Here is a 20,469-nt window from a genome sequence, read left to right as displayed (position 1 = left end):
ATGCCGGGGCCTATATAATGGCGAGTCCGGTTTACATGCCGGCAGAATAAGGCGTCGGACGGGGAGCACAGGTTGGAGGCAAGGGCACAACCGCGTACCAAGGGGGGCTTTCTGGCAGGAGTAATGTTCTTCCTGCTGGTACTGTGGGGTCTCTATCGGTGCGCCTTGAATGTCAGCGGTTGGCTGACGGATGCAAATCAGTTGCCCATGAGCGAGTTGTTGCTGCAGGGGCAGCATGAATATGTGAAGCCGGAGGAGGTGCGCCAGGCCGTGTTAGACGGCTCCGAGCTGCGCAACTTCTTCGATCTGGATGTGGATGCAGTGCAGGCGCGCCTGGATGCGCTGCCCTGGGTTGCCCAGGTGTCGGTGCGTAAGAAATGGCCGAACAAGATAAAGGTCTTTCTGACTGAGCAAACGGTCGCGACGCGCTGGAGCAATAACCGCTTCCTGAGTAAAACTGGGGAGATTTTCTCTGCGCCGGATCGGGTCAAGTTTCCACTGGTCTCCCTGTCGGGACCGGATGACCAGGCAAAGCGGGTGCTCGAGAGCTACCGCCAGTTTGATGCACTGCTGGCCCCCAAGGGATTTCGGGTGGTCAAGGTCAATCTCACGGCACGTCATGCCTGGGAGTTGACCCTGGAGGGAGGCGTTCAGCTGTTTCTCGGGCGTTCGGATGAAATGGCCCGGTTACAGCGGTTTATCGATGTCTTTCCGGAGATCCAGCCCCGTGAGCTGATCGCTTACGTGGACCTGCGATACGACACCGGATTGGCAGTTGGCTGGAAGAGAAACGAAGAGAAAGTGCATGACCAAAGCCGCAGATAGAAACCTGATTGTCGGACTGGATATCGGTACCACCAAGGTAGCGGTATTGGTCGGTGAGGTCCTGCCGGACGGCGAACTCAACGTCATCGGCATGGGCAGCCACACCTCGCGCGGCATGGATAAAGGGGGCGTGAACGACCTCGATTCCGTGGTCAAGTCCTTGCGTCGGGCCGTCGAAGAGGCCGAGATGATGGCCGACTGCCAGATAAGCTCCGTCTATCTGGGGCTCTCCGGCAAGCACATCGACTGCCGTAACGAGACGGGCATGGTGCCCATCTCCGACGAGGAGGTGACCCAGGAGGACGTGGATAACGTGATCCACACCGCCAAGTCGGTGCGTCTGTCCGATGAGCTGCGCGTGCTGCACGTGTTGCCGCAGGAGTTCGCCATCGACTACCAGGAAGGGATCAAAAATCCAGTCGGTCTCTCCGGCGTGCGCATGGCTGCCAAGGTACATCTGGTGACCTGCCACAACGACATGGCACGCAACATCGAAAAATGTGTCGAGAAGGTGGGGCTGCGCGTTGACCAGCTGATCTTCTCTGCCCTGGCGTCCAGCTATGCCGTCCTCACCGAGGACGAGAAAGAGCTGGGGGTCTGCGTGGTGGACATCGGCGGTGGCACCATGGATATGTCCCTGTTCACCGGCGGTGCGCTGCGCCACACCAAGGTGATCCCGTACGCCGGCAGTACGGTGACCAGCGACATCGCTTATGCCTTCGGCACACCGCCGCTGGACGCCGAAGCCATCAAGGTGCGCTACGGCTGCGCCTTGGGCCGCTTGGTCAGCAAGGAAGACACCATTGAGGTGCCGAGTGTGGGTGGCCGTCCGGCCCGCAGTCTGCAGCGTCAGACCCTGGCCGAGGTGATCGAGCCCCGTTACACCGAGCTGCTCTCCATGGTGCATGACGAGCTGGTGAAGGTGCAGAACGATTTGAAACAGCAGGGGGTCAAGCATCAGTTGGCCGCCGGCGTGGTGCTCACCGGCGGTGCCGCCCAGATAGAGGGCGTCGTCGAGTGTGCCGAGCAAATTTTCCAGTGCCAGGTGCGGGTGGGGGAGCCCCTCAACGTGCGTGGCCTGAGCGATTACGTGCAGGCTCCGGTCTATTCGACCGCCGTGGGGCTGCTGCAGTATGGCCGCATGCATCAAAGCAGTGGCCCGAGCAAGGAATACATCGCCAAGACAAGTGTGGGTGGCCTGGTTAAACGGGTCAGCACCTGGCTGCGTGGCGAGTTTTAAGAATTTTGCTGAAGTCAGCAAATAAAGCGGAGAGACAACATGTTTGAATTTATGGATAGTCACACCGACGAAGCGGTCATCAAGGTGATCGGTGTCGGTGGCGGCGGTGGTAACGCCGTTGAGCACATGGTGCGCCAGAACATTGAGGGCGTTGAGTTCATCACGGTGAACACCGACGCCCAGGCGCTGCGCAACTCCAGCGCCAATACCACCTTGCAGATCGGCGGTGGCATCACCAAGGGCCTCGGCGCTGGCGCCAACCCTGAGGTGGGTCGTGACGCTGCCATGGAAGATCGCGAAAGCTTGCGCGAACTGCTGGCGGGTTCCGACATGGTCTTCATCGCGGCCGGCATGGGTGGTGGTACCGGTACCGGTGCGGCACCGATCGTGGCCGAAGTGGCTCGCGAGATGGGGATCCTGACGGTCGCCGTGGTGACTAAGCCCTTCTCCTTCGAAGGCAAGAAGCGCATGGGCTTTGCCGCCCACGGCATCGAGGAGCTCTCCAAGAATGTGGACTCCCTGATCACCATCCCGAACGACAAGCTGCTGAAGGTGCTGGGTCGCGGCATCTCTCTGCTGGATGCCTTCAAGGCCGCCAACGATGTGCTGCTGGGCGCCGTACAGGGCATCGCCGAGCTGATCACCCGTCCGGGCCTCATCAACGTCGACTTCGCGGACGTGCGTACTGTGATGCGTGAGATGGGTACCGCCATGATGGGTACCGGCTCTGCCTCCGGTGATGATCGTGCTGAAGAAGCCGCCGAGAAGGCCATCTCCAGCCCGCTGCTGGAAGACGTGGATCTGGCCGGTGCTCGCGGCATCCTGGTCAACATTACTGCCGGCCTCGACATGACCATCGAAGAGTTTGAAACCGTGGGTAACGCGGTCAAGGCCTTCGCCTCCGAGAACGCCACCGTGGTGGTGGGTACCGTAATCGACCCGGAGATGCAGGACGAGCTGCGTGTCACCGTGGTCGCCACCGGTATCGGTGCCGAGCGCAAGCCGGACATCACTCTGGTTAAGAACAGCCAGGTGCAGGAGCGTCCGGTTCGCCAGCCCCTGAACGACATGATGCCGGGCCGCGTGATCGAGGAAGCCCCCGCCAAGGTGGTCAACGCCGAGCCGCAGGCCCGTCGCGAACCCGACTATCTGGACATCCCGGCCTTCCTGCGCAAGCAGGCAGACTAAGGTCATCCGACCTCGGTTTGTTTGTTGCTTAAGGATTGTGCTATGATGGGCTGCCACGGCTTTCGAGCCATGAATTTTGCTTTGAGCGGATGCACCCATGATTAGACAAAGAACCTTGAAAACGAGTGTCCAGGCCACTGGTGTAGGCCTGCATTCTGGACGGAAAGTGACCATGACCTTCCGTCCGGCGCCTGTGAACACAGGGATCGTTTACTTGCGTACCGATCTGAATCCTGTGGTGGAACTGCCGGCGAATGCAGATCAGGTGCGTGACACCTTGCTGTGTACTGCTCTGGTCAATGATCAGGGCGTACGTGTATCGACCATTGAACACCTCTCTGCCGCCTTGGCAGGCATGGGGATCGACAACCTGTATGTGGAAGTGGATGCACCGGAAGTGCCGGTGATGGATGGCAGCGCCCAGCCTTTCATCTATCTGCTGCAGGAAGTGGGGATCCGTGAGCAGAATGCGCCCAAGCAGTTTGTGCGCATCAAGCAGCGTGTGCGGGTTGAAGACGGCGACAAGTGGGCGGAATTCCACCCCTATGCCAACGGCTTCAAGATGGATCTCGAGATCGATTTCCAACACCCGGCTATCGAGGGGCGAAACCAGCGTTGTGTGCTGGACTTCTCCGGCAGCTCCTTCGTGAAGGAGATCAGTCGGGCGCGCACCTTTGGTTTCATGCGTGATATCGAGTACCTGCGCTCCCAGAATCTGGCCCTCGGTGGCAGTCTGGAAAACGCAGTGGTGCTGGATGACTATCGCGTGCTGAACGAAGAGGGTCTGCGCTACGAGGACGAGTTCGTCAAGCACAAGATGCTCGATGCTATCGGTGACCTCTACATGTGCAACCGCAGCATCATCGGTGAGTTCCGTGCCTACAAGACCGGTCACGCACTCAACAACAAGCTGCTGCGTGCCCTGCTCGCCAACCAGGAAGCCTGGGAACTGGTGACCTTTGAGGGTGAGCAGGCCAAGGCTCCTATCGCCTACTACGACAACGGTCTGGTTCTGGCCCGATAGGATGAAAATCGGGACGTCGGTATCCTCTCCGCACCGACGTCCTGTTTTTCTACGCCCCCTTCAAATATGAATACTGCCTCTCCCGGCCTGTTTTCATGACGACCGAGCAGATGACACTTCCATGAGTATTACCCTGATTTTTAACGGCAAACGTCGCCGCCACCTGCATATTCCTCGTATCAGTCTGCTGGGAATGGGCGTATTGCTCTGTTCGCTGGCTGGCGCCGGTGGTTGGGCTATATGGCAACACTGGCAGACCCGCATCGATACCCTCGAGCTGGCCCTGGATCTTGCCCAGAGTCAGGCCGAAGGTAGCGCCGAAGAGGCCTCCAAACAGCAATTGGCCATGCTGGCCGCCCAAGTGGGGACGATGCAAGCCCAGTTGGGGCGTCTTAATGCCCTCGGTGAGCGTCTCACCGAAGAAGCCGATCTTGATCCCGACGAGTTCAATTTTAATGAGCTTCCTCCCATGGGAGGCCCTTCCTATGATCCTGATCTAGAAGTCGGTCTCAATGAACTGCAACAATCGATGCAGAATCTGAGCTATCAGCTTGGTAATCGTGAAGAACAGCTGGCCGTCCTTGAATCCTTCATGATGAATCACAATATTGCGGATAAGGGGCTCATCGATGGGGAGCCGGTTGCGGGTCGTCGAATCTGGGTCTCTTCTGGATTTGGCGGGCGGGTCGACCCGTTCAATGGGCGTGCCAAGATGCATAAGGGAATCGATTTTCGCGGCAAGGTGGGCACTCCGATCCTCGCCTCCGGGCCCGGCGTCGTGAGTTGGTCCGGTCGTCACCCCGAGTTCGGTATCATGGTCGAGATCAGCCACGGTAATGGGTTGGTCACTCGCTATGCGCACAATTCCAAGGCTTTGGTGCAGGTAGGCACCCTGGTCGACAAGGGGCAGAGGATCGCCCTAATGGGGCGCACCGGTCGTGCAACCGGTGTGCACCTGCATTACGAAGTGTTGAAAGATGGTCGTCAGGTCAACCCCTCCCGCTTCATGACGGTGCGGCGGGGTTAGTTTTTTCCTTTTGGTCTCCCTCTGGGGACACACAATAATCAGAAACAGTTGGTACACATGATCAGCACACTGCTAACCAAGATTATCGGCAGCCGCAATGACAGAACGCTCAAGGCGCTGCGCAAGATTGTCAAACAGATCAATGCGATGGAGCCGCAGTTCGAGGCCCTCTCCGATGCCGAACTGCAGGCCAAGACGGCCGAATACCGTCAGCGTCTTGAGCAGGGCGAAACCCTCGACCAGCTGTTGCCGGAAGCCTTTGCCACCGTGCGTGAAGCCTCCAAGCGTGTCTTTGGTATGCGCCATTTCGACGTGCAGCTGATCGGTGGCATGGTGCTTGACTCCAACCGCATCGCTGAGATGAAGACCGGTGAAGGTAAAACCCTGACGGCGACCCTGCCTGCCTACCTGAACGCCCTGACCGGCCGCGGCGTGCACGTGGTGACCGTGAACGACTATCTGGCTAAACGTGACGCCGAGGCCAATCGCCCGCTGTTTGCCTTCCTGGGGATGACGGTTGCCTGCAATGTGCCGGGCATGGGGCCAGGTGAGAAGCGTGAAGCCTATGCTGCCGATATCACCTACGGTACCAACAACGAATTCGGTTTTGATTACCTGCGCGACAACATGGCGTTCTCACCGGATCAGCGCGTGCAGCGTCCGCTCAACTACGCCCTGGTGGATGAGGTGGACTCGGTGCTCATCGATGAGGCCCGTACCCCGCTGATCATCTCCGGCCCTGCCGAAGACAGCTCCGAGCTCTATATCCGCGTTAACAAGCTGATCCCCAAGCTGGTCAAGCAGGACAAGGAAGACACCGAGGAGTACACCGGTGATGGCCACTACACGGTGGACGAGAAGAACCGTCAGGCGCTGCTGACTGAAAACGGTCAGATCTTCGTTGAGGATCTGCTCAAGCAGGAGGGGCTGCTCGATGAGCATGACTCCCTGTTCTCTGCTGGCAACATCAGCCTGCTGCACCACGTCAATGCCGGCCTGCGTGCCCACACCCTGTTCGAGCGCAACGTCGACTATATCGTGCAAGAGGGCGAGATTGTCATCGTTGACGAGCACACCGGTCGTACCATGCCGGGTCGCCGCTGGTCTGACGGTCTGCATCAGGCGGTAGAAGCAAAAGAAGGGGTCAAGATCCAGAACGAAAACCAGACCCTGGCCTCCATCACCTTCCAGAACTACTTCCGTCTCTACGACAAGCTGGCCGGTATGACCGGTACTGCTGACACCGAGGCGTTCGAGTTCCGCCAGATCTACGGCCTCGACACCGTGGTCATCCCGACCAACAAGCCGATGCTGCGCAAAGACATGGGCGATCTGGTCTACCTGACCGCCAAGGAGAAGTATGGCGCCATCGTGCAGGACATCCGTGATTGTGTGAAGCGCGGTCAGCCGGTGCTGGTCGGTACTGTCTCTATCGAGAACTCCGAACTCATCTCCGGCATTCTCAAGAGTGAGGGGATTGCCCACCAGGTGTTGAACGCCAAGTTCCACGCCATGGAGGCCGAGATCGTGGCCCAGGCGGGCCAGCCTTCTGCCGTCACGATTGCCACCAACATGGCCGGTCGTGGTACCGACATCGTGCTCGGTGGCAACTTGCAATCCGAGATTGCCAAGCTCGAGGAGCCGACTGACGAGCAGATCGCCACCGTCAAGGCCAATTGGCAGGTACGGCACGATGCCGTGATCGCCGCAGGCGGCTTGCACATCATCGGTACCGAGCGCCACGAATCCCGCCGTATCGACAACCAGTTGCGCGGTCGTTCCGGTCGTCAGGGTGACCCCGGTTCCTCCCGTTTCTACCTCTCCATGGAAGACAGTCTGATGCGTATCTTCGCCTCCGACCGCGTCAGCGCCATGATGAAGAAGCTGGGGATGGAAGAGGGCGAAGCCATCGAGCACCCCTGGGTGACCAAGGCGATCGAAAATGCCCAGCGTAAGGTTGAAGGGCGTAACTTCGATATCCGTAAGAGCCTGCTCGAGTTTGATGACGTGGCCAACGACCAGCGTAAGGTGGTCTACGAGCAGCGCAATGAGCTACTCGACAGCGCCAACATCTCCGATACCATCCATGTCATCCGCGATGACGTCTACAACGGCATCATCGATGAGTACATCCCGCCCCAGTCGCTGGAAGAGATGTGGGATGTGCCGGGTCTAGAAGCTCGCCTGCGCAGCGATTTTGCCCTCGATCTGCCGCTGGTGAAGTGGCTGGAAGAGGATGACAAGCTCTACGAAGAGAAGCTGCGTGAGCGCATTCTGGCCGAGGCGGCCCAGGTTTACGCCCATAAGGAGGAGTTGGTTGGCACCGATGTGCTGCGCAACTTCGAGAAGGCGGTGATGTTGCAAACCCTCGACGGCCTGTGGAAGGAGCACCTTGCGGCCATGGACTATCTGCGTCAAGGTATCCACCTGCGCGGCTATGCCCAGAAGAACCCCAAGCAGGAGTACAAGCGCGAATCTTTCGAGCTGTTTACCCAGATGCTGGAAAGCCTCAAGCGCGATGTGATCAGCGTACTGAGCCGGGTTCAGGTGCAGGAGCGTGACGTCGAGACCATGGAGGAGCAGCAGCGCCAGCGCGCCGAGGCCGCAGCGCACACCTACTCTCACGCCGAGGCGGAAAACCAGCTGGCTGACGAGCAGGAAGGCAGCACCACCTTCGTGCGCGATGAGCAGAAGATCGGTCGCAACGACCCCTGCCCCTGTGGTTCAGGCAAGAAGTATAAGCATTGCCACGGTCAGCTGAGCTAAAGACTCGCTTGTACCGGTAGTGATGAGGCGGGCCTATGGCCCGCCTCGTTATGTTGAGGGACGTAAAGATGGAAGAGAAAAAACGGGTCTGGGTGGCGGTCGGGGTCATCGAGAATGAGCGGGGCGAGATCTTTTTGGCCAAGCGCTCGGCCGAGCAACATCAAGGGGATCGCTGGGAGTTTCCCGGTGGTAAGGTGGAAACCGGTGAAGACTTGTTGGCGGCGCTCGATCGCGAGCTGTGGGAAGAGATCGGCATCCGTGTGCTCGACTGCACCCCCTTCATGGAGCTGTGCCACGATTACCCCGACAAGTCGGTGCTACTCGATATCTGGCGGGTGACCCGCTTCGAAGGGGAGCCTTACGGCAAGGAGGGTCAGGAGTGCCGCTGGGTGCCCCTTGCGCACCTGCATAACTACCACTTCCCCGATGCCAATGCCCCCATAGTGCAGCGTCTGCTGCAAGGTGCGGTATAACGCGTTGCAATGAAAAGAGGGCCCATCGGACCCTCTTTTCATTGCGGCATCATGACTGCCATTCATCGTCGCCGAAATCGGGCGGCACATCGGCCTGCGTGCCCGGAATTCGCTTCTCTTCGCTGGCCCACTCACCCAGATCGATGAGCTGGCAACGCTTGCTACAGAAGGGGCGGAAGGGGCTCTGCGGGCCCCATTCGATCTCTTTTTGGCAGGTCGGACACTTGACCTTGGTAACCATATTTTCCTCCTTAACAGCAGGAGAGCTGGAATTTGACATCCCCAATGGGGTGCTCGCTGGCCGGCAGGAACCGCAGGGCAAAGCGGTTCTTGTGGCCACTTAAGGTCGGGTAGCAACCTTGGCCATGCTCCAGCTTGATGCGGATAAGTTCTGCGCCATCGGCCATGTCCTGATAGAAGCCGTTGACGGCAATCTTGTCACAGAAGGCGCCCGATTCACGCCACAGGCGCAGCAACTGGTGAATGGCTTCAATAATCAGGGCGATATCGTCCAGCCAGCCCTGCATCTGCGGGAGGCGCTGGCTGTGAGGAAGCGCCAGCCAGTGGTGCAGTTGCGGAACATCGAAGGCGCACAGGCCGCCGGGAATGGAGAAGCGCTGACGGATCGAGGTGAGCAGGCGATCTTCTTTTAGCTTGGCTCCGGGGCGGGGGGCGCTGAGCAGTTGGCGAGAGAGCGCGATCAGCTCGGACTGCATCTGCTCTATCTGCTCAATGTCGGCTTCGGGCAGTGCGGCCCAGCGGCTCAAACGCTGGCTGAGACGCTCGAGATCCTTGATGAGATCGGCACGCAGGTCGCCGCGATCGAGTAGTTCCTGAAGATCGAAGATGGCCTTGAAACAGGCGATATGCCCCCAGGGCAATTCAGTCTCGAGGTTGTCGCTGATCTGGGCAAACAGGGATTCCAGACGCAGGTAGGTCCGGCTTTTTTCATTAAGGGGGAAGTCGTAAATCATGCCTGTACCGAGCCAGTTAAAACACGCGCTAGTGTACCTATTGGGAGTGGGCTTGTTGAGTGGCAAATCGCAGATATGCCTCATGTAACCGCAAAATCTCGCGTTGCAGCGCTTCCGGGGTCTGATCCTGATTACGGATCACGTCATCGGCGGCCGCCAGGCGCTCGGCGCGACTGGCCTGAGAGGCGAGAATGGCGCGCACCTGAGACGCGTTGACCTCATCTCGGCGGCAGGTTCGCTCGATTTGCACCGCTTCATCCACATCGATGACCAGCACCCGGTTACCCAACCCGGTCAGGTGATTCTCGACCAGCAGCGGCACCACCAGCAGACAGTAGGGGGAGCGGGTGGCGGCGCACTGGCGGATCATCTCTTCACGGATCAGAGGATGCAGCAGGGCGTTGAGCCAGGCCTTATCCTCTGGTTGGCAGAAGATCCGCTCGCGCAGTGCCCGGCGATCTAAACTGCCGTCGGCCGCAATGATGGCCGGGCCGAAGTGTTCGGCGATGGCGGCCAAGGCAGGGGTTCCTGGCTCAACCACTTGGCGTGCGACCAAATCGGCATCGACTATCTCGACACCGAGTGCGTGGAAGTGGTTGGCAATGGTGGTTTTGCCGCTACCGATGCCGCCAGTCAGGGCCACAACGTACATGGATGTTCCTCGTTACAGCAGGGTACTGAGGTACCAATGGTTGATGCGCTCGCCCCAGAGTAGGGCGACCCAACCGGCCAGCGCCAGATAGGGACCAAAGGGGATCGGTTTACCCTGCTCATGACGGCGCAGCACGATGAGCAATATCCCCACCAGAGCCCCCAGCAGGGCAGAGAGCATCAGAATCAGCGGCAGCTTCTGCCACCCCAGGCAGGCGCCGAGCGCCGCCAGCAGTTTGAAGTCGCCATAGCCCATTCCCTCCTTGCCGGTGAGCAGCTTAAAAGCCCAATAGAGGCTCCATAGCAGCAGATAGCCGGCTACGGCGCCGATCACCGCATCTTCCAGCGAGGCCAGGGTGCCGCCAAGGTTGATGAGCAGGCCGACCCACAACAGGGGGAGCGTCAGTTCATCGGGCAGCAGCATCTTGTCGAGATCGATAAGGGTCAGTGCAATCAGCATCCAGGTGATCAGCAGACCGGCCAACAGTGGCAAGCCGGCGGGCAGTTGCCACGCGACCAAGAGCGAGAGCAGGGCCGTGGTGGCCTCGACCATGGGATAACGTGGTGAGATGGGGGCCTGGCAGCCTCTGCAACGCCCGCGTAGGGCAAGCCAGCTGATGATGGGGATATTTTCGAGCGCCGTGATGGCATGGCCGCAGTGAGGACAAGCCGAGCGGGGGAGCATCAGATTAAAGCGGGGGAGGGAGGGCGCCTCCTGCTCGGGGTGAAAGTAGTCCTGATATTCGCTTTGCCACTGACGCTCCATCATGATGGGCAGACGGTAGATCACCACATTGAGAAAGCTGCCAATGAGCAGGGAGAACAGGGCGATGAGAATAAAATAGAGCCAGGGTAGCTCCTGGCTAAGTAGCAAGAGAGTGGACATAAAATCGGTATCGGCTGGTTAATGAATGACACTGCCCAGCTTGAAGATGGGCAGATACATGGCGACGACCATGCCGCCGACCAGCACTCCAAGCACCACCATGATCAGCGGCTCGAGTAAGCTGGTAAGGCCATCGACCAAGTCATCAACTTCCTGTTCATAGATGGCCGCGACCTTAGAGAGCATATCATCAATGGCCCCTGATTCCTCGCCGATCATCACCATCTGGATCACCATGTCGGGGAAGAGATCGACGGTGCGCATCGCCATGTTGACCTGCATGCCGGCAATCACTTCATTGCGTACGGCCATGATGGCGGTGCGATAAACATAATTGCCCGAGGCGCCAGCAGAGGAGACCAGCGCCTCGATGAGCGGGATACCCGCGGCGAAGGTGGTGGCCAGGGTGCGGGCAAAGCGGGCCATGGCCGCCTTGTGCAGGATCATGCCGACCACGGGCAGCCCGAGGAGAAATTGATCGGTTTTGTTGCGCACCTTCTCCGAGCTGCGCCAGGCCCGAACGTAGAGGAAGATGGCCAGCGCCGCCCCGCCGAAGAAGACGTACCACCAACTTTGCATGAAGCGGGAGATGCCGATGACAAAGCGGGTGAAGGCAGGCAGTTCGGCGCCAAAGCTTTTGAATATCTCCTCGAACTGGGGAATGACAAACAGCAGCAGAATGGAGGTGACGACAATGGCGACCAGTATGACCATGGTGGGGTAGAACATGGCCTTCTTGATCTTCTATTTGAGCGCCTCGGTCTTCTCCCGGTAGGTGGCAATGCGATCGAAGATGATCTCGAGGGCGCCGGAGTGCTCACCCGCCTCGACCAGATCGCAATAGAGCTGGTCAAAATGACGGGGATGGCGCCGCAGCGCTTCTGACAGCGGGGTGCCGGTTTCGACCTCGTTGGCGACGTCCCCCACCAAATCGCGCACCGTACTTTTCTCATGACTGCGGGCAATCACTTGCAATGTTTGCACCAATGGCACGCCGGCAGAGAGCATGGTGGTGATCTGCCGGGTGATGATGGCGATATCGGCGGGTTTGATCTTGGCGGCGCCACGGGAGAATAGCCCCTGTGATTTTTTGCTGATTTTTGATGCGGTGACGCCCTGCTTACGCAGCTCGGCTTTGACGTTAGCGATGGAGTCCGACTGTAGCTCGCCAGACACTTTCTGACCTTTGCGATTGACGCCGCTCCAGCGAAAGGCGCTGACTTTAACGGGACGATTCTGTTTGGCTCGTGTGGCCATCCTTGGCTCCTGCCTGATAGGGATACAGGCTTAGTCTAGTTGGTGGTGACCCGGTTGATTTCGGCCAGGCTGGTGATACCGAGGCGGGCCTTCTCGAGGCCGGCCTGGCGCAGCGTGCGCATGCCCTCTTTTTGTGCCTGGGCTGCAATCAGCAGTGAGTTGCCACCCTGCATGATGATGCGGGCGATGTTGTCTGACATGGAGAGGATTTCGTAAATACCGATGCGCCCACGATAGCCACCGGAGCACTCTTTGCATCCGCAGGGGCGATAGAGACGGATGCCGGCCGCAACTTGCTGCACGCTGTAACCAAGCTTGAGCAGCTCGCCTTCGGGGATGTTGTCGGGTTGCTTGCAGTGTTCGCACAGCTTGCGCGCCAGTCGCTGGGCCATGATAAGGGTGACCGAGGAAGCGATATTAAAGGCGGGAACGCCCATGTTCATCATGCGGGTCAGGGTCTCGGCAGCGGAGTTGGTGTGCAGGGTTGAGAGCACCAGATGGCCGGTTTGTGCAGCCTTGATGGCAATTTCAGCCGTTTCCAGATCGCGGATCTCCCCCACCATCACCACATCCGGATCCTGACGCAAAAAGGCGCGCAGGGCGCCGGCGAAGGTCAATCCCGCCTTGGGATTGATCTGCACCTGGTTGACGCCGGGCAGGTTGATTTCGATGGGGTCTTCGGCGGTGGAGATGTTGCGCTCCACCGTGTTGAGCAGATTCAAACCTGTGTAGAGGGTCACCGTCTTGCCGGAGCCTGTGGGCCCGGTCACCAGTATCATGCCTTGGGGGCGGGCGAGGGCCGTCTGGTAGAGCTGCTTTTGTTCCTCATCGAAGCCGAGCTGATCGATATTGAGGCGGGCTGCCGATGAGTCGAGCAGCCGGATCACCACCTTCTCGCCCCACATGGTGGGCAGGGTGTTGACTCGCATGTCCATGGCCCGGTTGCGGGAGAGTTTCAGCTTAATGCGGCCATCTTGCGGCAGCCTGCGCTCGGCGATATCGAGGCGGGCCATCACCTTGAGCCGCGCGGCGAAGCGGCTGGCCAAGTTCACCGGCGGGGTGGCGGCCTCATGCAAAATGCCATCGATGCGAAAGCGAATGCGGTACTTGTGTTCGTAAGGTTCGAAGTGCAGATCCGATGCGCCGCGGCGAATAGCATCCATCATGATCTTGTTGATGTATTTGACGATGGGAGCATCGTCATCGCTGCTGTTGACCGTTTCATCAAGACGACTCTGCTCATCGGCGACCTCAAGGCCTGATATATCGGCGTCATCGATATCATCGACATTAAGGTTCTCCTGATCGTGTTCAAGCAGCTTGCCGATGGCGCGCACCAGCTTCTCCTCTTCCACCAGCAGGGCTTCGGTATGCAGGCCGAAGTTGAAGCCGAACTCCTCCAGCGCCGCCACATTGGTCGGGTCAGCCATGGCAATGTAGAGGGTGTGTCCCTGCAAATAGATGGGTAGGGCGTGGTGCTTCTCGATCAGCTTCTGGTTGATGTACTTGGGGGGGATATCCCCCAGCTCGAAGGCATCGAGGTCGAGCAGGGGAACGCCATACTCCTGCTCGCAAAAATCAGCCAACTCCCGGCTGGAGAGGATCTGATTTTCGATAAGAAAGGTGGTCAGGGGTTTGCGCTGCGCCTTGGCCTGAGTGGAGAAGCGCTGCGAGTCCTGCTCGCTGATCAGGGAAGAGGCGGCCAGGCTAAGTGCCAGGCCGCTGTTGGAGGTTGAAGTCATGCGTTAGCAAAATCCAGCATCAATACAAGTCCCACCTCGGACCCATTGTAGCTGTTGTCCTACGCTGGTTAATGTATTAAGCGCAGGGCTTGGAGCTAGCTCGAAAGTTTCTGAATCAAGATCCGCCGTAGCGGTGACTGTTATAGCCCCAGTGGTGGTATCAACATTCGTTGCTGAGGATGCTGGATTGACATACTGTGGATTTTGTAACCCAGCAGCGAGTGCATTAGCTCCAGCTGCGGCGCAAGCTTGCGCCGCAGTAAGATCCGCTGCTCCCTGAACGCATGCTTCAATCGCTGTCTTCGCAGGTCCTGAGGCTGCGATTACTTCCGAGAACTTCGCTCGTTTGGTGTAGGTCTGATACGCCGGCAAGGCGATGGCGGCCAGGATGGCCACAATGGCCACCACAATCATCAGTTCGATCAGGGTAAAACCTGCCTGTTTTTTCATGATCAATATCCTTATTGCGAGTGTTGACCAGGCTGAGCGACAGGGCTGTGTGATATGGCCTATCGTCGCCATTTTGAGTGGCCCCGCGCTCTTCCAGTATGCTTCCGGATTCAATAGCTTGAAGGGGAAGATGTGGGTGAGTGGCGGGTATGTTCCTTCGAGTCTCTCTGAGCGCCTCCCTGCTGCGTCATGCTGGTATTGATAAATAAAAGAAAAGGCGCCGTTGGCGCCTTTTGCAAGTCGAAACAGTGCGGGAGATCAGAGAACTCGCATAGAAAGATCCAATGCCCTGACATGCTTGGTCAACGCACCGACCGAAATGAAGTCAACGCCGGTGGCGGCGTACTCGGCCAGCGTCTCAATAGTCACGTTACCGGAGATCTCGAGGCGGGCTCTGCCGGCATTGAGGGCCACCGCATCGCGCATCATGGGCACATCGAAATTGTCCAGCATCACGATATCGGCGCCGGCCGCCAGGGCCAGCTCCAGTTCCGCCAGGCTTTCGACCTCGACCTCGACCGGCTTGCCGGGGTTAAGGCGGCGCGCCTCGCTCACCGCCTCGGCAATGCCGCCGCAGGCCAGGATGTGGTTCTCCTTGATGAGGTAGGCATCGAACAGGCCGATACGGTGATTCTTGCCGCCGCCACAGGTGACGGCGTACTTCTGGGCGCTGCGCAGCCCCGGCAGGGTCTTGCGGGTGTCGAGCAGGCGGCAGTGGGTGCCGGCCAGTTGCTCGACATAGCGGGCGGTGAGGCTGGCCACGCCGGAGAGGGTCTGCACAAAGTTGAGTGCGTTACGCTCGCCGGTTAACAGTAGACGGGCGGGGCCGGTCAGCCGGAACAGCTCCTGATTGGGAACCAGGGGATCGCCGTCTTGCACCTTCCATTCGATCTGTACCTGGCCACCGAGCTGGGCAAAGACCTCATCGACCCACGCTTTGCCGCAGAAAACGCCGGCTTCGCGGGTGATGACCCGGGCGGTGGAGACACGTTCGGCCGGGATCAGCTGTGCCGTGATGTCGGCAGCGGCGTCCGGCAGTCCGTCGGGAGTGAGGGCACCGCCGAGATCTTCCAGCAGCGCGGCGCGCACGGCGCGGGTAATGTCCTGTTGTAACATGCCTTCTATTCCTGCAAGGGGCGAAGCTGCAAAGTCTGCTGCTTCTGAGTCAGTTCGAGTCGGCCCAACGCGTTCATGCCGACCAGCACTTGCTGACCGGATTGCGCCGGGTTAATAAAGACGGCCAGATCGTACAGGGTCAACGGCCCCATCTCCAGTGAATCGATGTGGCCCGTCCCGACGAGCACTTCTCCGGCGGCGGTCGAGACCCGGGCGGTGCCGCGTGGTTCGATGCCAAGACGAGCCGCCACCGATTGTGGCAGGCTGACGAGGGTGGCGCCGGTATCGAGCATCAGTTGCACCGGTTGACCATTGATGGCACCCTCCAGCCGATAGTGGCCTGACGCATCGCGCGGCAGCATCAGTACCCCTTCCGCCGTCACCTTGGGGTGGCTCTTCTGGGTAAAATAGAGCGTGAGCAGCCCCAGCAGGGCCAGCCATGCCAGCAACCAAAACCAGCGGGCCGTTGCGGTCGCAAGATTACGCATAGGGGCGCCTGCAGAGAATCAAGATGACCCAGACTAACATAACTTTTTCCATTAATTCAGACGGTTGGTGTGAGCAGGCTCGCAAGGTGCCCTCGCCGCATTACAACGAGCGTCCGGTCGCAGGGGATATTTCCCTGCTGGTGGTGCACAACATCAGCCTGCCACCGGGGGAGTTTGGCGGCCCCTGGATTGACGATCTTTTCCTTGGCCGGCTCGATCCGGCGGCGCACCCCTATTTTGCCGAGATAGGCCAGTTACGGGTCTCTGCCCACTGCTTGATCCGCCGCGATGGTGAGGTGGTGCAGTATGTTCCCTTCCATCTGCGGGCCTGGCATGCGGGCGTTTCTTCCTTTGCAGGGAGGGAGGCGTGCAACGATTTTTCCATCGGCATCGAGCTGGAGGGCACCGATACCCAGCCTTTTACCGAGCAGCAGTATCGTGTGCTGGCCGCGCTCACTCAGGCGCTGATGACGCGTTTTCCTGCGATCACCCCCGAGCGCCTCACCGGCCATAGCGACATAGCGCCGGGTCGCAAGAGCGATCCCGGCCCCTGTTTTGACTGGTGTGAATATCGCCATCGGCTGCACTTAGACGAGCAATAACTAAAATATTTTTTAATATTTCAAATCAATGGCTTGTCTTGTCTGGCAAGCCATTGCTGCTTCTGTTATCGGCTTGTTTGTGTGATAAGTGTTAACTTTATTGGTCTTACCAATTTCTTTGATGCACATCATGCTCGTTCGAAAATACCTCTCTTTAGCTAGCCTTCTTACTTGATTCAGATCATCTTTTTGATGGACTTCACTCCCTCTCTCTGCTAATTTTCGTCGCACCTATAAAATTGGTAATACCAATTTAACAAAAATACTCCATGCCCTATCGCAAGATCTCCCAGCCCAAATTGGCCGACGCTATCGTGGCTGAGCTGGAAAACATGATTCTGGAAGGCAGCCTGCAACCGGGTCAGAAGCTGCCCCCCGAGCGGGAACTCGCCATCCAGTTTCAGGTATCGCGCCCCTCTTTGCGCGAGGCGATTCAACGTCTCGAAGCCAAAGGGCTGCTGTACCGTCGGCAGGGTGGTGGAACCTATGTGCAGAATGCCCTGAGTCAGGGGATGGCTGATCCCCTGTTTGAGCTCCTTTCCAGCCATCCGGAAGCCCAGTATGACCTGCTGGAGTTCCGTCATGCGCTTGAAGGGATCAGTGCCTACTATGCTGCCTTACGTGGCACTGAGGCCGATTTCGAGCGCATCCGGGCGGCCCAAGCCGCCATCGAGGAGGCCGGCAAGCATGGTCTTGCCGAGGAGTCGGTGGCCGTGACCGGGTTCTACCTGGCGGTGGCCGAGGCCTCCCACAACGTGGTGCTGCTGCACCTGCTGCGGGCGATGCGCCCGATGCTGGAGCAGAACATTTTGCGCAATAACGAGATTTTAAATCGCCGTCCCGGGGTGGTTGCCAAGATCCGTCGCCATCGGGTGACACTGATCGAGACGATCCTCTCGGGTGAGCCGGAGCAGGCCAGGACCGCTTGTCATGAGCACCTGGCCTTTATCGAAGAAACCCTGCTCGACATGCAGAGGGAAGAGAGCCGGATCCAGCGATCCATGCGTCGCTTCCGTCAGCAAGAGTCGTAGGGCCTGTTGACCCCATTTTGCAGACTCAACTGCCGTGCAATAACAATAGGAAACAGCCATGTCTGATATCCTGAAGAGTGATGTGGATCCGGTAGAGACCAACGAGTGGCTTGCCGCCCTGGAATCTCTGCTCCGTGAAGAGGGCCCGGAACGTGCCCAGTTCATCCTGGAACAACTGTCCGAGAAGGCCCGCGCAGGCGGTGTCGACATCGCGCAGGGCCTGGTCTCCGACTACCTGAACACCATCCCGGTGGATCAGGAGCCGGCTTACCCGGGCAACCAGAGCCTGGAGCGCCGCATTCGCGCCATCATCCGCTGGAATGCGGTGATGATCGTGCTGCGTGCCTCCAAGAAGGATCTGGATCTGGGTGGCCACATGTCCTCCTTCGCCTCCAGCGCCACCATCTATGATGTCTGCTTCAACCACTTCTTCCGTGCTCGCAACGAGAAGGATGGCGGCGACCTGGTTTACTTCCAGGGTCACATCTCTCCGGGTATCTACGCACGCGCCTTCGTTGAAGGTCGCCTGAGCGCAGCCCAGCTCGACAACTTCCGTCAGGAAGTGGACGGCCACGGCATCCCCTCCTATCCGCATCCGAAGCTGATGCCGGAGTTCTGGCAGTTCCCGACCGTCTCCATGGGTCTGGGCCCGATCGCCGCCATCTATCAGGCGCGCTTCCTCAAGTACCTGACCGACCGTGGCCTCAAGGACTGCTCCGAGCAGAAGGTTTACGCCTTCCTGGGTGACGGCGAGATGGACGAGCCGGAAGCCAAGGGCGCCCTGACCGTTGCCGTGCGCGAGAAGCTCGACAATCTGGTGTTCGTGGTCAACTGCAACTTGCAGCGTCTGGATGGCCCTGTCGTGGGTAACGGCAAGGTGGTCAACGAGCTGGAAGGCCTGTTCCGTGGCGCCGGCTGGGATGTCACCAAGGTTATCTGGGGCCGCAAGTGGGATGAGCTGCTGCAAAAGGACACCTCGGGCAAGCTGATCCAGCTGATGAACGAGACCGTCGACGGCGACTATCAGACCATGAAGTCCCGCGATGGCGCCTATGTGCGCGAGCACTTCTTCAACCGCTACCCGGAAACCGCCGCCCTGGTCAAAGACATGACCGACGAGGAGATCTTCGCCCTCAACCGTGGTGGTCACGATCCGCAGAAGCTGTTTGCCGCCTTTGCTAAGGCTGCCCAGACCAAGGACAAGCCGACCGTCATCCTGGCCAAGACCATCAAGGGTTACGGCATGGGCGCGGCTGCCGAAGGCAAGAACATCGCTCACCAGGTCAAGAAGATGGAGCTGGACTCCGTGCGTCACCTGCGTGATCGCTTCGACCTGCCGGTCTCCGACGAGCAACTGGCCGAGCTGCCCTACCTCGAGATCAAGGAAGGCACCGAAGAGTACGCCTACCTGCACGGTCGTCGTCAGGCCCTGAAGGGCTACCTGCCGACCCGTCTGCGCGAGACCACCATCAAGCTGGACGTGCCGAAGCTGGAGGCGTTCGACGCCCTGCTCGGCGAGCAGGCCCGTGAGATCTCCACCACCATGGCGTTCGTCCGTTCCCTGAACGTGATGCTCAAAGACAAGTCCATCGGCAAGCGCATCGTCCCCATCATCGCTGACGAGGCCCGTACCTTTGGTATGGAAGGCCTGTTCCGCCAGATCGGTATCTACAGCCCGCACGGTCAGCAGTACACCCCGCAAGACCGCGACATCGTCTCCTACTACAAGGAAGACAAGCAGGGTCAGGTTCTGCAGGAAGGGATCAACGAGCTGGGCGCCATGTCCTCTTGGCTGGCGGCGGCGACCTCCTACAGCACCAACGACTGCCCGATGATTCCGTTCTACATCTACTACTCGATGTTCGGCTTCCAGCGTGTCGGTGACATGTGCTGGGCAGCCGGTGACCAGCAGGCCCGTGGCTTCCTGGTCGGCGGTACCTCCGGTCGCACTACCCTCAACGGCGAAGGTTTGCAGCACGAAGACGGTCACAGCCACATCCTGGCTGGCACCATCCCGAACTGCGTCTCTTACGATCCGACCTACGCCTATGAAGTGGCGGTGATCATCCAGGACGGTCTGCGCCGCATGTACGGTGAGAAGCCGGAGAACGTCTTCTACTACCTGACCACCCTGAACGAGAACTACGCCATGCCGGCCATGCCGGCCGGTGCCGAAGAGGGTATCCGCAAGGGTATCTACAAGCTGGAATCCGTGGCCGGCACCAAGGCCAAGGTACAGTTGCTGGGTTGTGGCTCGATCCTCAATCACGTGCGCAAGGCCGCCGAGATCCTGGCCGCCGACTACGGCGTGGGCTCCGACGTCTACAGCGTGACCTCCTTCAACGAGCTGGCCCGTGACGGTCAAGATTGCGATCGTTGGAACCTGCTGCACCCGACCGAGCAGGCCCGCGTGCCTTACATCACCCAGGTGATGGGCAACGAGCCGGCCATCGCCGCGACCGACTACATGAAGTCCTTCGCCGATCAGGTTCGTGCCTTCGTGCCGGCTGAGAGCTATCGCGTGCTGGGTACCGACGGTTTCGGCCGCTCCGACAGCCGTGACAACCTGCGCCGTCACTTCGAGGTGAACGAGTTTTACGTAGTGGTTGCCGCCCTGAGCGAGCTGGCCAAGCGTGGCGACATCGACGCTCAGGTCGTTGCCGATGCCATCAAGAAGTTCGGTATCGATGCCGACAAGGTCAACCCGCTGTACGCCTAAGAGGATCACG

At 59.2% G+C, this 20,469-nt stretch carries 18 protein-coding genes and 1 pseudogene; 10 read left to right on the top strand and 9 right to left on the bottom strand.

What is annotated here, in order from left to right; genetic code table 11:
• Positions 1-72 precede the first annotated feature (72 nt).
• The 7 genes from FE240_RS14205 to mutT all read left to right on the top strand — a co-directional run bounded on the left by FE240_RS14205 (position 73) and on the right by mutT (position 8,543).
• Positions 73-825: a cell division protein FtsQ/DivIB gene (locus tag FE240_RS14205; RefSeq protein WP_042045467.1), complete on the top strand. Its 753-nt coding sequence runs from the start codon at positions 73-75 to the stop codon at positions 823-825.
• Positions 806-2,065, top strand: a complete 1,260-nt coding sequence (gene ftsA / locus FE240_RS14200; RefSeq protein WP_042045468.1) for a cell division protein FtsA — start codon at positions 806-808, stop codon at positions 2,063-2,065. Before FE240_RS14205 ends, ftsA begins: the two co-directional genes overlap by 20 nt.
• Before the next feature lie 39 nt (positions 2,066-2,104).
• Positions 2,105-3,253 carry a cell division protein FtsZ gene (gene ftsZ, locus FE240_RS14195; protein ID WP_193001840.1) on the top strand — a complete coding sequence of 383 codons (1,149 nt, stop codon included), beginning with the start codon at positions 2,105-2,107 and terminating at the stop codon, positions 3,251-3,253.
• Positions 3,254-3,350: 97 nt separating this feature from the next.
• The gene (lpxC, locus tag FE240_RS14190) at positions 3,351-4,277 is read left to right on the top strand and encodes a UDP-3-O-acyl-N-acetylglucosamine deacetylase (protein ID WP_042045470.1); all 927 of its coding nucleotides are present in this window, start codon (positions 3,351-3,353) and stop codon (positions 4,275-4,277) included.
• Between the two features lie 121 nt (positions 4,278-4,398).
• Positions 4,399-5,304, top strand: coding sequence for a peptidoglycan DD-metalloendopeptidase family protein (locus FE240_RS14185; protein WP_193001838.1), 906 nt, complete (start codon positions 4,399-4,401; stop codon positions 5,302-5,304).
• A gap of 57 nt (positions 5,305-5,361) precedes the next feature.
• Positions 5,362-8,070 (top strand): preprotein translocase subunit SecA, encoded by a 2,709-nt coding sequence (secA, locus tag FE240_RS14180; protein WP_193001836.1) that lies wholly within the window; start codon positions 5,362-5,364, stop codon positions 8,068-8,070.
• Between the two features lie 68 nt (positions 8,071-8,138).
• On the top strand, positions 8,139-8,543 hold the full coding sequence (gene mutT / locus FE240_RS14175) for an 8-oxo-dGTP diphosphatase MutT (protein ID WP_193001834.1): 405 nt from the start codon (positions 8,139-8,141) through the stop codon (positions 8,541-8,543).
• Positions 8,544-8,592: 49 nt separating this feature from the next.
• Here the strand turns inward: mutT and yacG are convergent, their stop codons facing one another.
• The 9 genes and pseudogenes from yacG to FE240_RS14130 form a co-directional block, all read right to left on the bottom strand.
• Positions 8,593-8,784, bottom strand: coding sequence for a DNA gyrase inhibitor YacG (gene yacG / locus FE240_RS14170; RefSeq protein ID WP_193001832.1), 192 nt, complete (start codon positions 8,782-8,784; stop codon positions 8,593-8,595).
• 10 nt (positions 8,785-8,794) lie between these two features.
• Positions 8,795-9,517: a cell division protein ZapD gene (zapD, locus tag FE240_RS14165; protein WP_042045478.1), complete on the bottom strand. Its 723-nt coding sequence runs from the start codon at positions 9,515-9,517 to the stop codon at positions 8,795-8,797.
• Between the two features lie 37 nt (positions 9,518-9,554).
• On the bottom strand, positions 9,555-10,169 hold the full coding sequence (gene coaE, locus FE240_RS14160) for a dephospho-CoA kinase (protein WP_193001830.1): 615 nt from the start codon (positions 10,167-10,169) through the stop codon (positions 9,555-9,557).
• A gap of 12 nt (positions 10,170-10,181) precedes the next feature.
• A complete protein-coding gene (locus FE240_RS14155) occupies positions 10,182-11,054 on the bottom strand; it encodes a prepilin peptidase (RefSeq protein WP_193001828.1) in 873 nt (290 codons plus the stop codon).
• A gap of 18 nt (positions 11,055-11,072) precedes the next feature.
• Positions 11,073-12,311, bottom strand: a pseudogene (locus tag FE240_RS14150) (type II secretion system F family protein).
• Positions 12,312-12,346: 35 nt separating this feature from the next.
• A complete protein-coding gene (pilB, locus tag FE240_RS14145) occupies positions 12,347-14,053 on the bottom strand; it encodes a type IV-A pilus assembly ATPase PilB (protein WP_193001826.1) in 1,707 nt (568 codons plus the stop codon).
• 3 nt (positions 14,054-14,056) lie between these two features.
• Positions 14,057-14,503, bottom strand: coding sequence for a pilin (locus FE240_RS14140; RefSeq protein ID WP_193001825.1), 447 nt, complete (start codon positions 14,501-14,503; stop codon positions 14,057-14,059).
• Between the two features lie 258 nt (positions 14,504-14,761).
• The gene (nadC, locus tag FE240_RS14135) at positions 14,762-15,619 is read right to left on the bottom strand and encodes a carboxylating nicotinate-nucleotide diphosphorylase (RefSeq protein ID WP_193001823.1); all 858 of its coding nucleotides are present in this window, start codon (positions 15,617-15,619) and stop codon (positions 14,762-14,764) included.
• Positions 15,620-15,624: 5 nt separating this feature from the next.
• Positions 15,625-16,107, bottom strand: coding sequence for a retropepsin-like aspartic protease family protein (locus tag FE240_RS14130; RefSeq protein ID WP_193001821.1), 483 nt, complete (start codon positions 16,105-16,107; stop codon positions 15,625-15,627).
• Positions 16,108-16,130: 23 nt separating this feature from the next.
• On the opposite strand from FE240_RS14130, the gene ampD reads away from it, so the two are divergent.
• The 3 genes from ampD to aceE all read left to right on the top strand — a co-directional run bounded on the left by ampD (position 16,131) and on the right by aceE (position 20,459).
• On the top strand, positions 16,131-16,709 hold the full coding sequence (gene ampD, locus FE240_RS14125) for a 1,6-anhydro-N-acetylmuramyl-L-alanine amidase AmpD (protein WP_193001819.1): 579 nt from the start codon (positions 16,131-16,133) through the stop codon (positions 16,707-16,709).
• Between the two features lie 269 nt (positions 16,710-16,978).
• Entirely contained in the window at positions 16,979-17,740 is a 762-nt protein-coding gene (gene pdhR / locus FE240_RS14120) for a pyruvate dehydrogenase complex transcriptional repressor PdhR (RefSeq protein ID WP_042047839.1), read from the top strand.
• 58 nt (positions 17,741-17,798) lie between these two features.
• Positions 17,799-20,459 carry a pyruvate dehydrogenase (acetyl-transferring), homodimeric type gene (gene aceE / locus FE240_RS14115; protein WP_193001817.1) on the top strand — a complete coding sequence of 887 codons (2,661 nt, stop codon included), beginning with the start codon at positions 17,799-17,801 and terminating at the stop codon, positions 20,457-20,459.
• The last annotated feature ends 10 nt before the right edge of the window (positions 20,460-20,469 follow it).

Origin of the sequence: Aeromonas simiae (assembly GCF_014892695.1) — a bacterium.
GTDB classification, from domain to species: domain Bacteria; phylum Pseudomonadota; class Gammaproteobacteria; order Enterobacterales; family Aeromonadaceae; genus Aeromonas; species Aeromonas simiae.
This window is presented reverse-complemented; position numbering and strand designations above follow the sequence as displayed.

Bases quoted from the DNA above. Each gene is read 5' to 3' on its own strand.
- ftsA (WP_042045468.1), top strand. From the start codon at position 806: ATGACCAAAGCCGCAGATAGAAACCTGATTGTCGGACTGGATATCGGT.
- ftsZ (WP_193001840.1), top strand. From the start codon at position 2,105: ATGTTTGAATTTATGGATAGTCACACCGACGAAGCGGTCATCAAGGTG.
- lpxC (WP_042045470.1), top strand. From the start codon at position 3,351: ATGATTAGACAAAGAACCTTGAAAACGAGTGTCCAGGCCACTGGTGTA.
- FE240_RS14185 (WP_193001838.1), top strand. From the start codon at position 4,399: ATGAGTATTACCCTGATTTTTAACGGCAAACGTCGCCGCCACCTGCAT.
- secA (WP_193001836.1), top strand. From the start codon at position 5,362: ATGATCAGCACACTGCTAACCAAGATTATCGGCAGCCGCAATGACAGA.
- mutT (WP_193001834.1), top strand. From the start codon at position 8,139: ATGGAAGAGAAAAAACGGGTCTGGGTGGCGGTCGGGGTCATCGAGAAT.
- yacG (WP_193001832.1), bottom strand. From the start codon at position 8,784: ATGGTTACCAAGGTCAAGTGTCCGACCTGCCAAAAAGAGATCGAATGG.
- zapD (WP_042045478.1), bottom strand. From the start codon at position 9,517: ATGATTTACGACTTCCCCCTTAATGAAAAAAGCCGGACCTACCTGCGT.
- coaE (WP_193001830.1), bottom strand. From the start codon at position 10,169: ATGTACGTTGTGGCCCTGACTGGCGGCATCGGTAGCGGCAAAACCACC.
- FE240_RS14155 (WP_193001828.1), bottom strand. From the start codon at position 11,054: ATGTCCACTCTCTTGCTACTTAGCCAGGAGCTACCCTGGCTCTATTTT.
- pilB (WP_193001826.1), bottom strand. From the start codon at position 14,053: ATGACTTCAACCTCCAACAGCGGCCTGGCACTTAGCCTGGCCGCCTCT.
- FE240_RS14140 (WP_193001825.1), bottom strand. From the start codon at position 14,503: ATGAAAAAACAGGCAGGTTTTACCCTGATCGAACTGATGATTGTGGTG.
- nadC (WP_193001823.1), bottom strand. From the start codon at position 15,619: ATGTTACAACAGGACATTACCCGCGCCGTGCGCGCCGCGCTGCTGGAA.
- FE240_RS14130 (WP_193001821.1), bottom strand. From the start codon at position 16,107: ATGCGTAATCTTGCGACCGCAACGGCCCGCTGGTTTTGGTTGCTGGCA.
- ampD (WP_193001819.1), top strand. From the start codon at position 16,131: ATGACCCAGACTAACATAACTTTTTCCATTAATTCAGACGGTTGGTGT.
- pdhR (WP_042047839.1), top strand. From the start codon at position 16,979: ATGCCCTATCGCAAGATCTCCCAGCCCAAATTGGCCGACGCTATCGTG.
- aceE (WP_193001817.1), top strand. From the start codon at position 17,799: ATGTCTGATATCCTGAAGAGTGATGTGGATCCGGTAGAGACCAACGAG.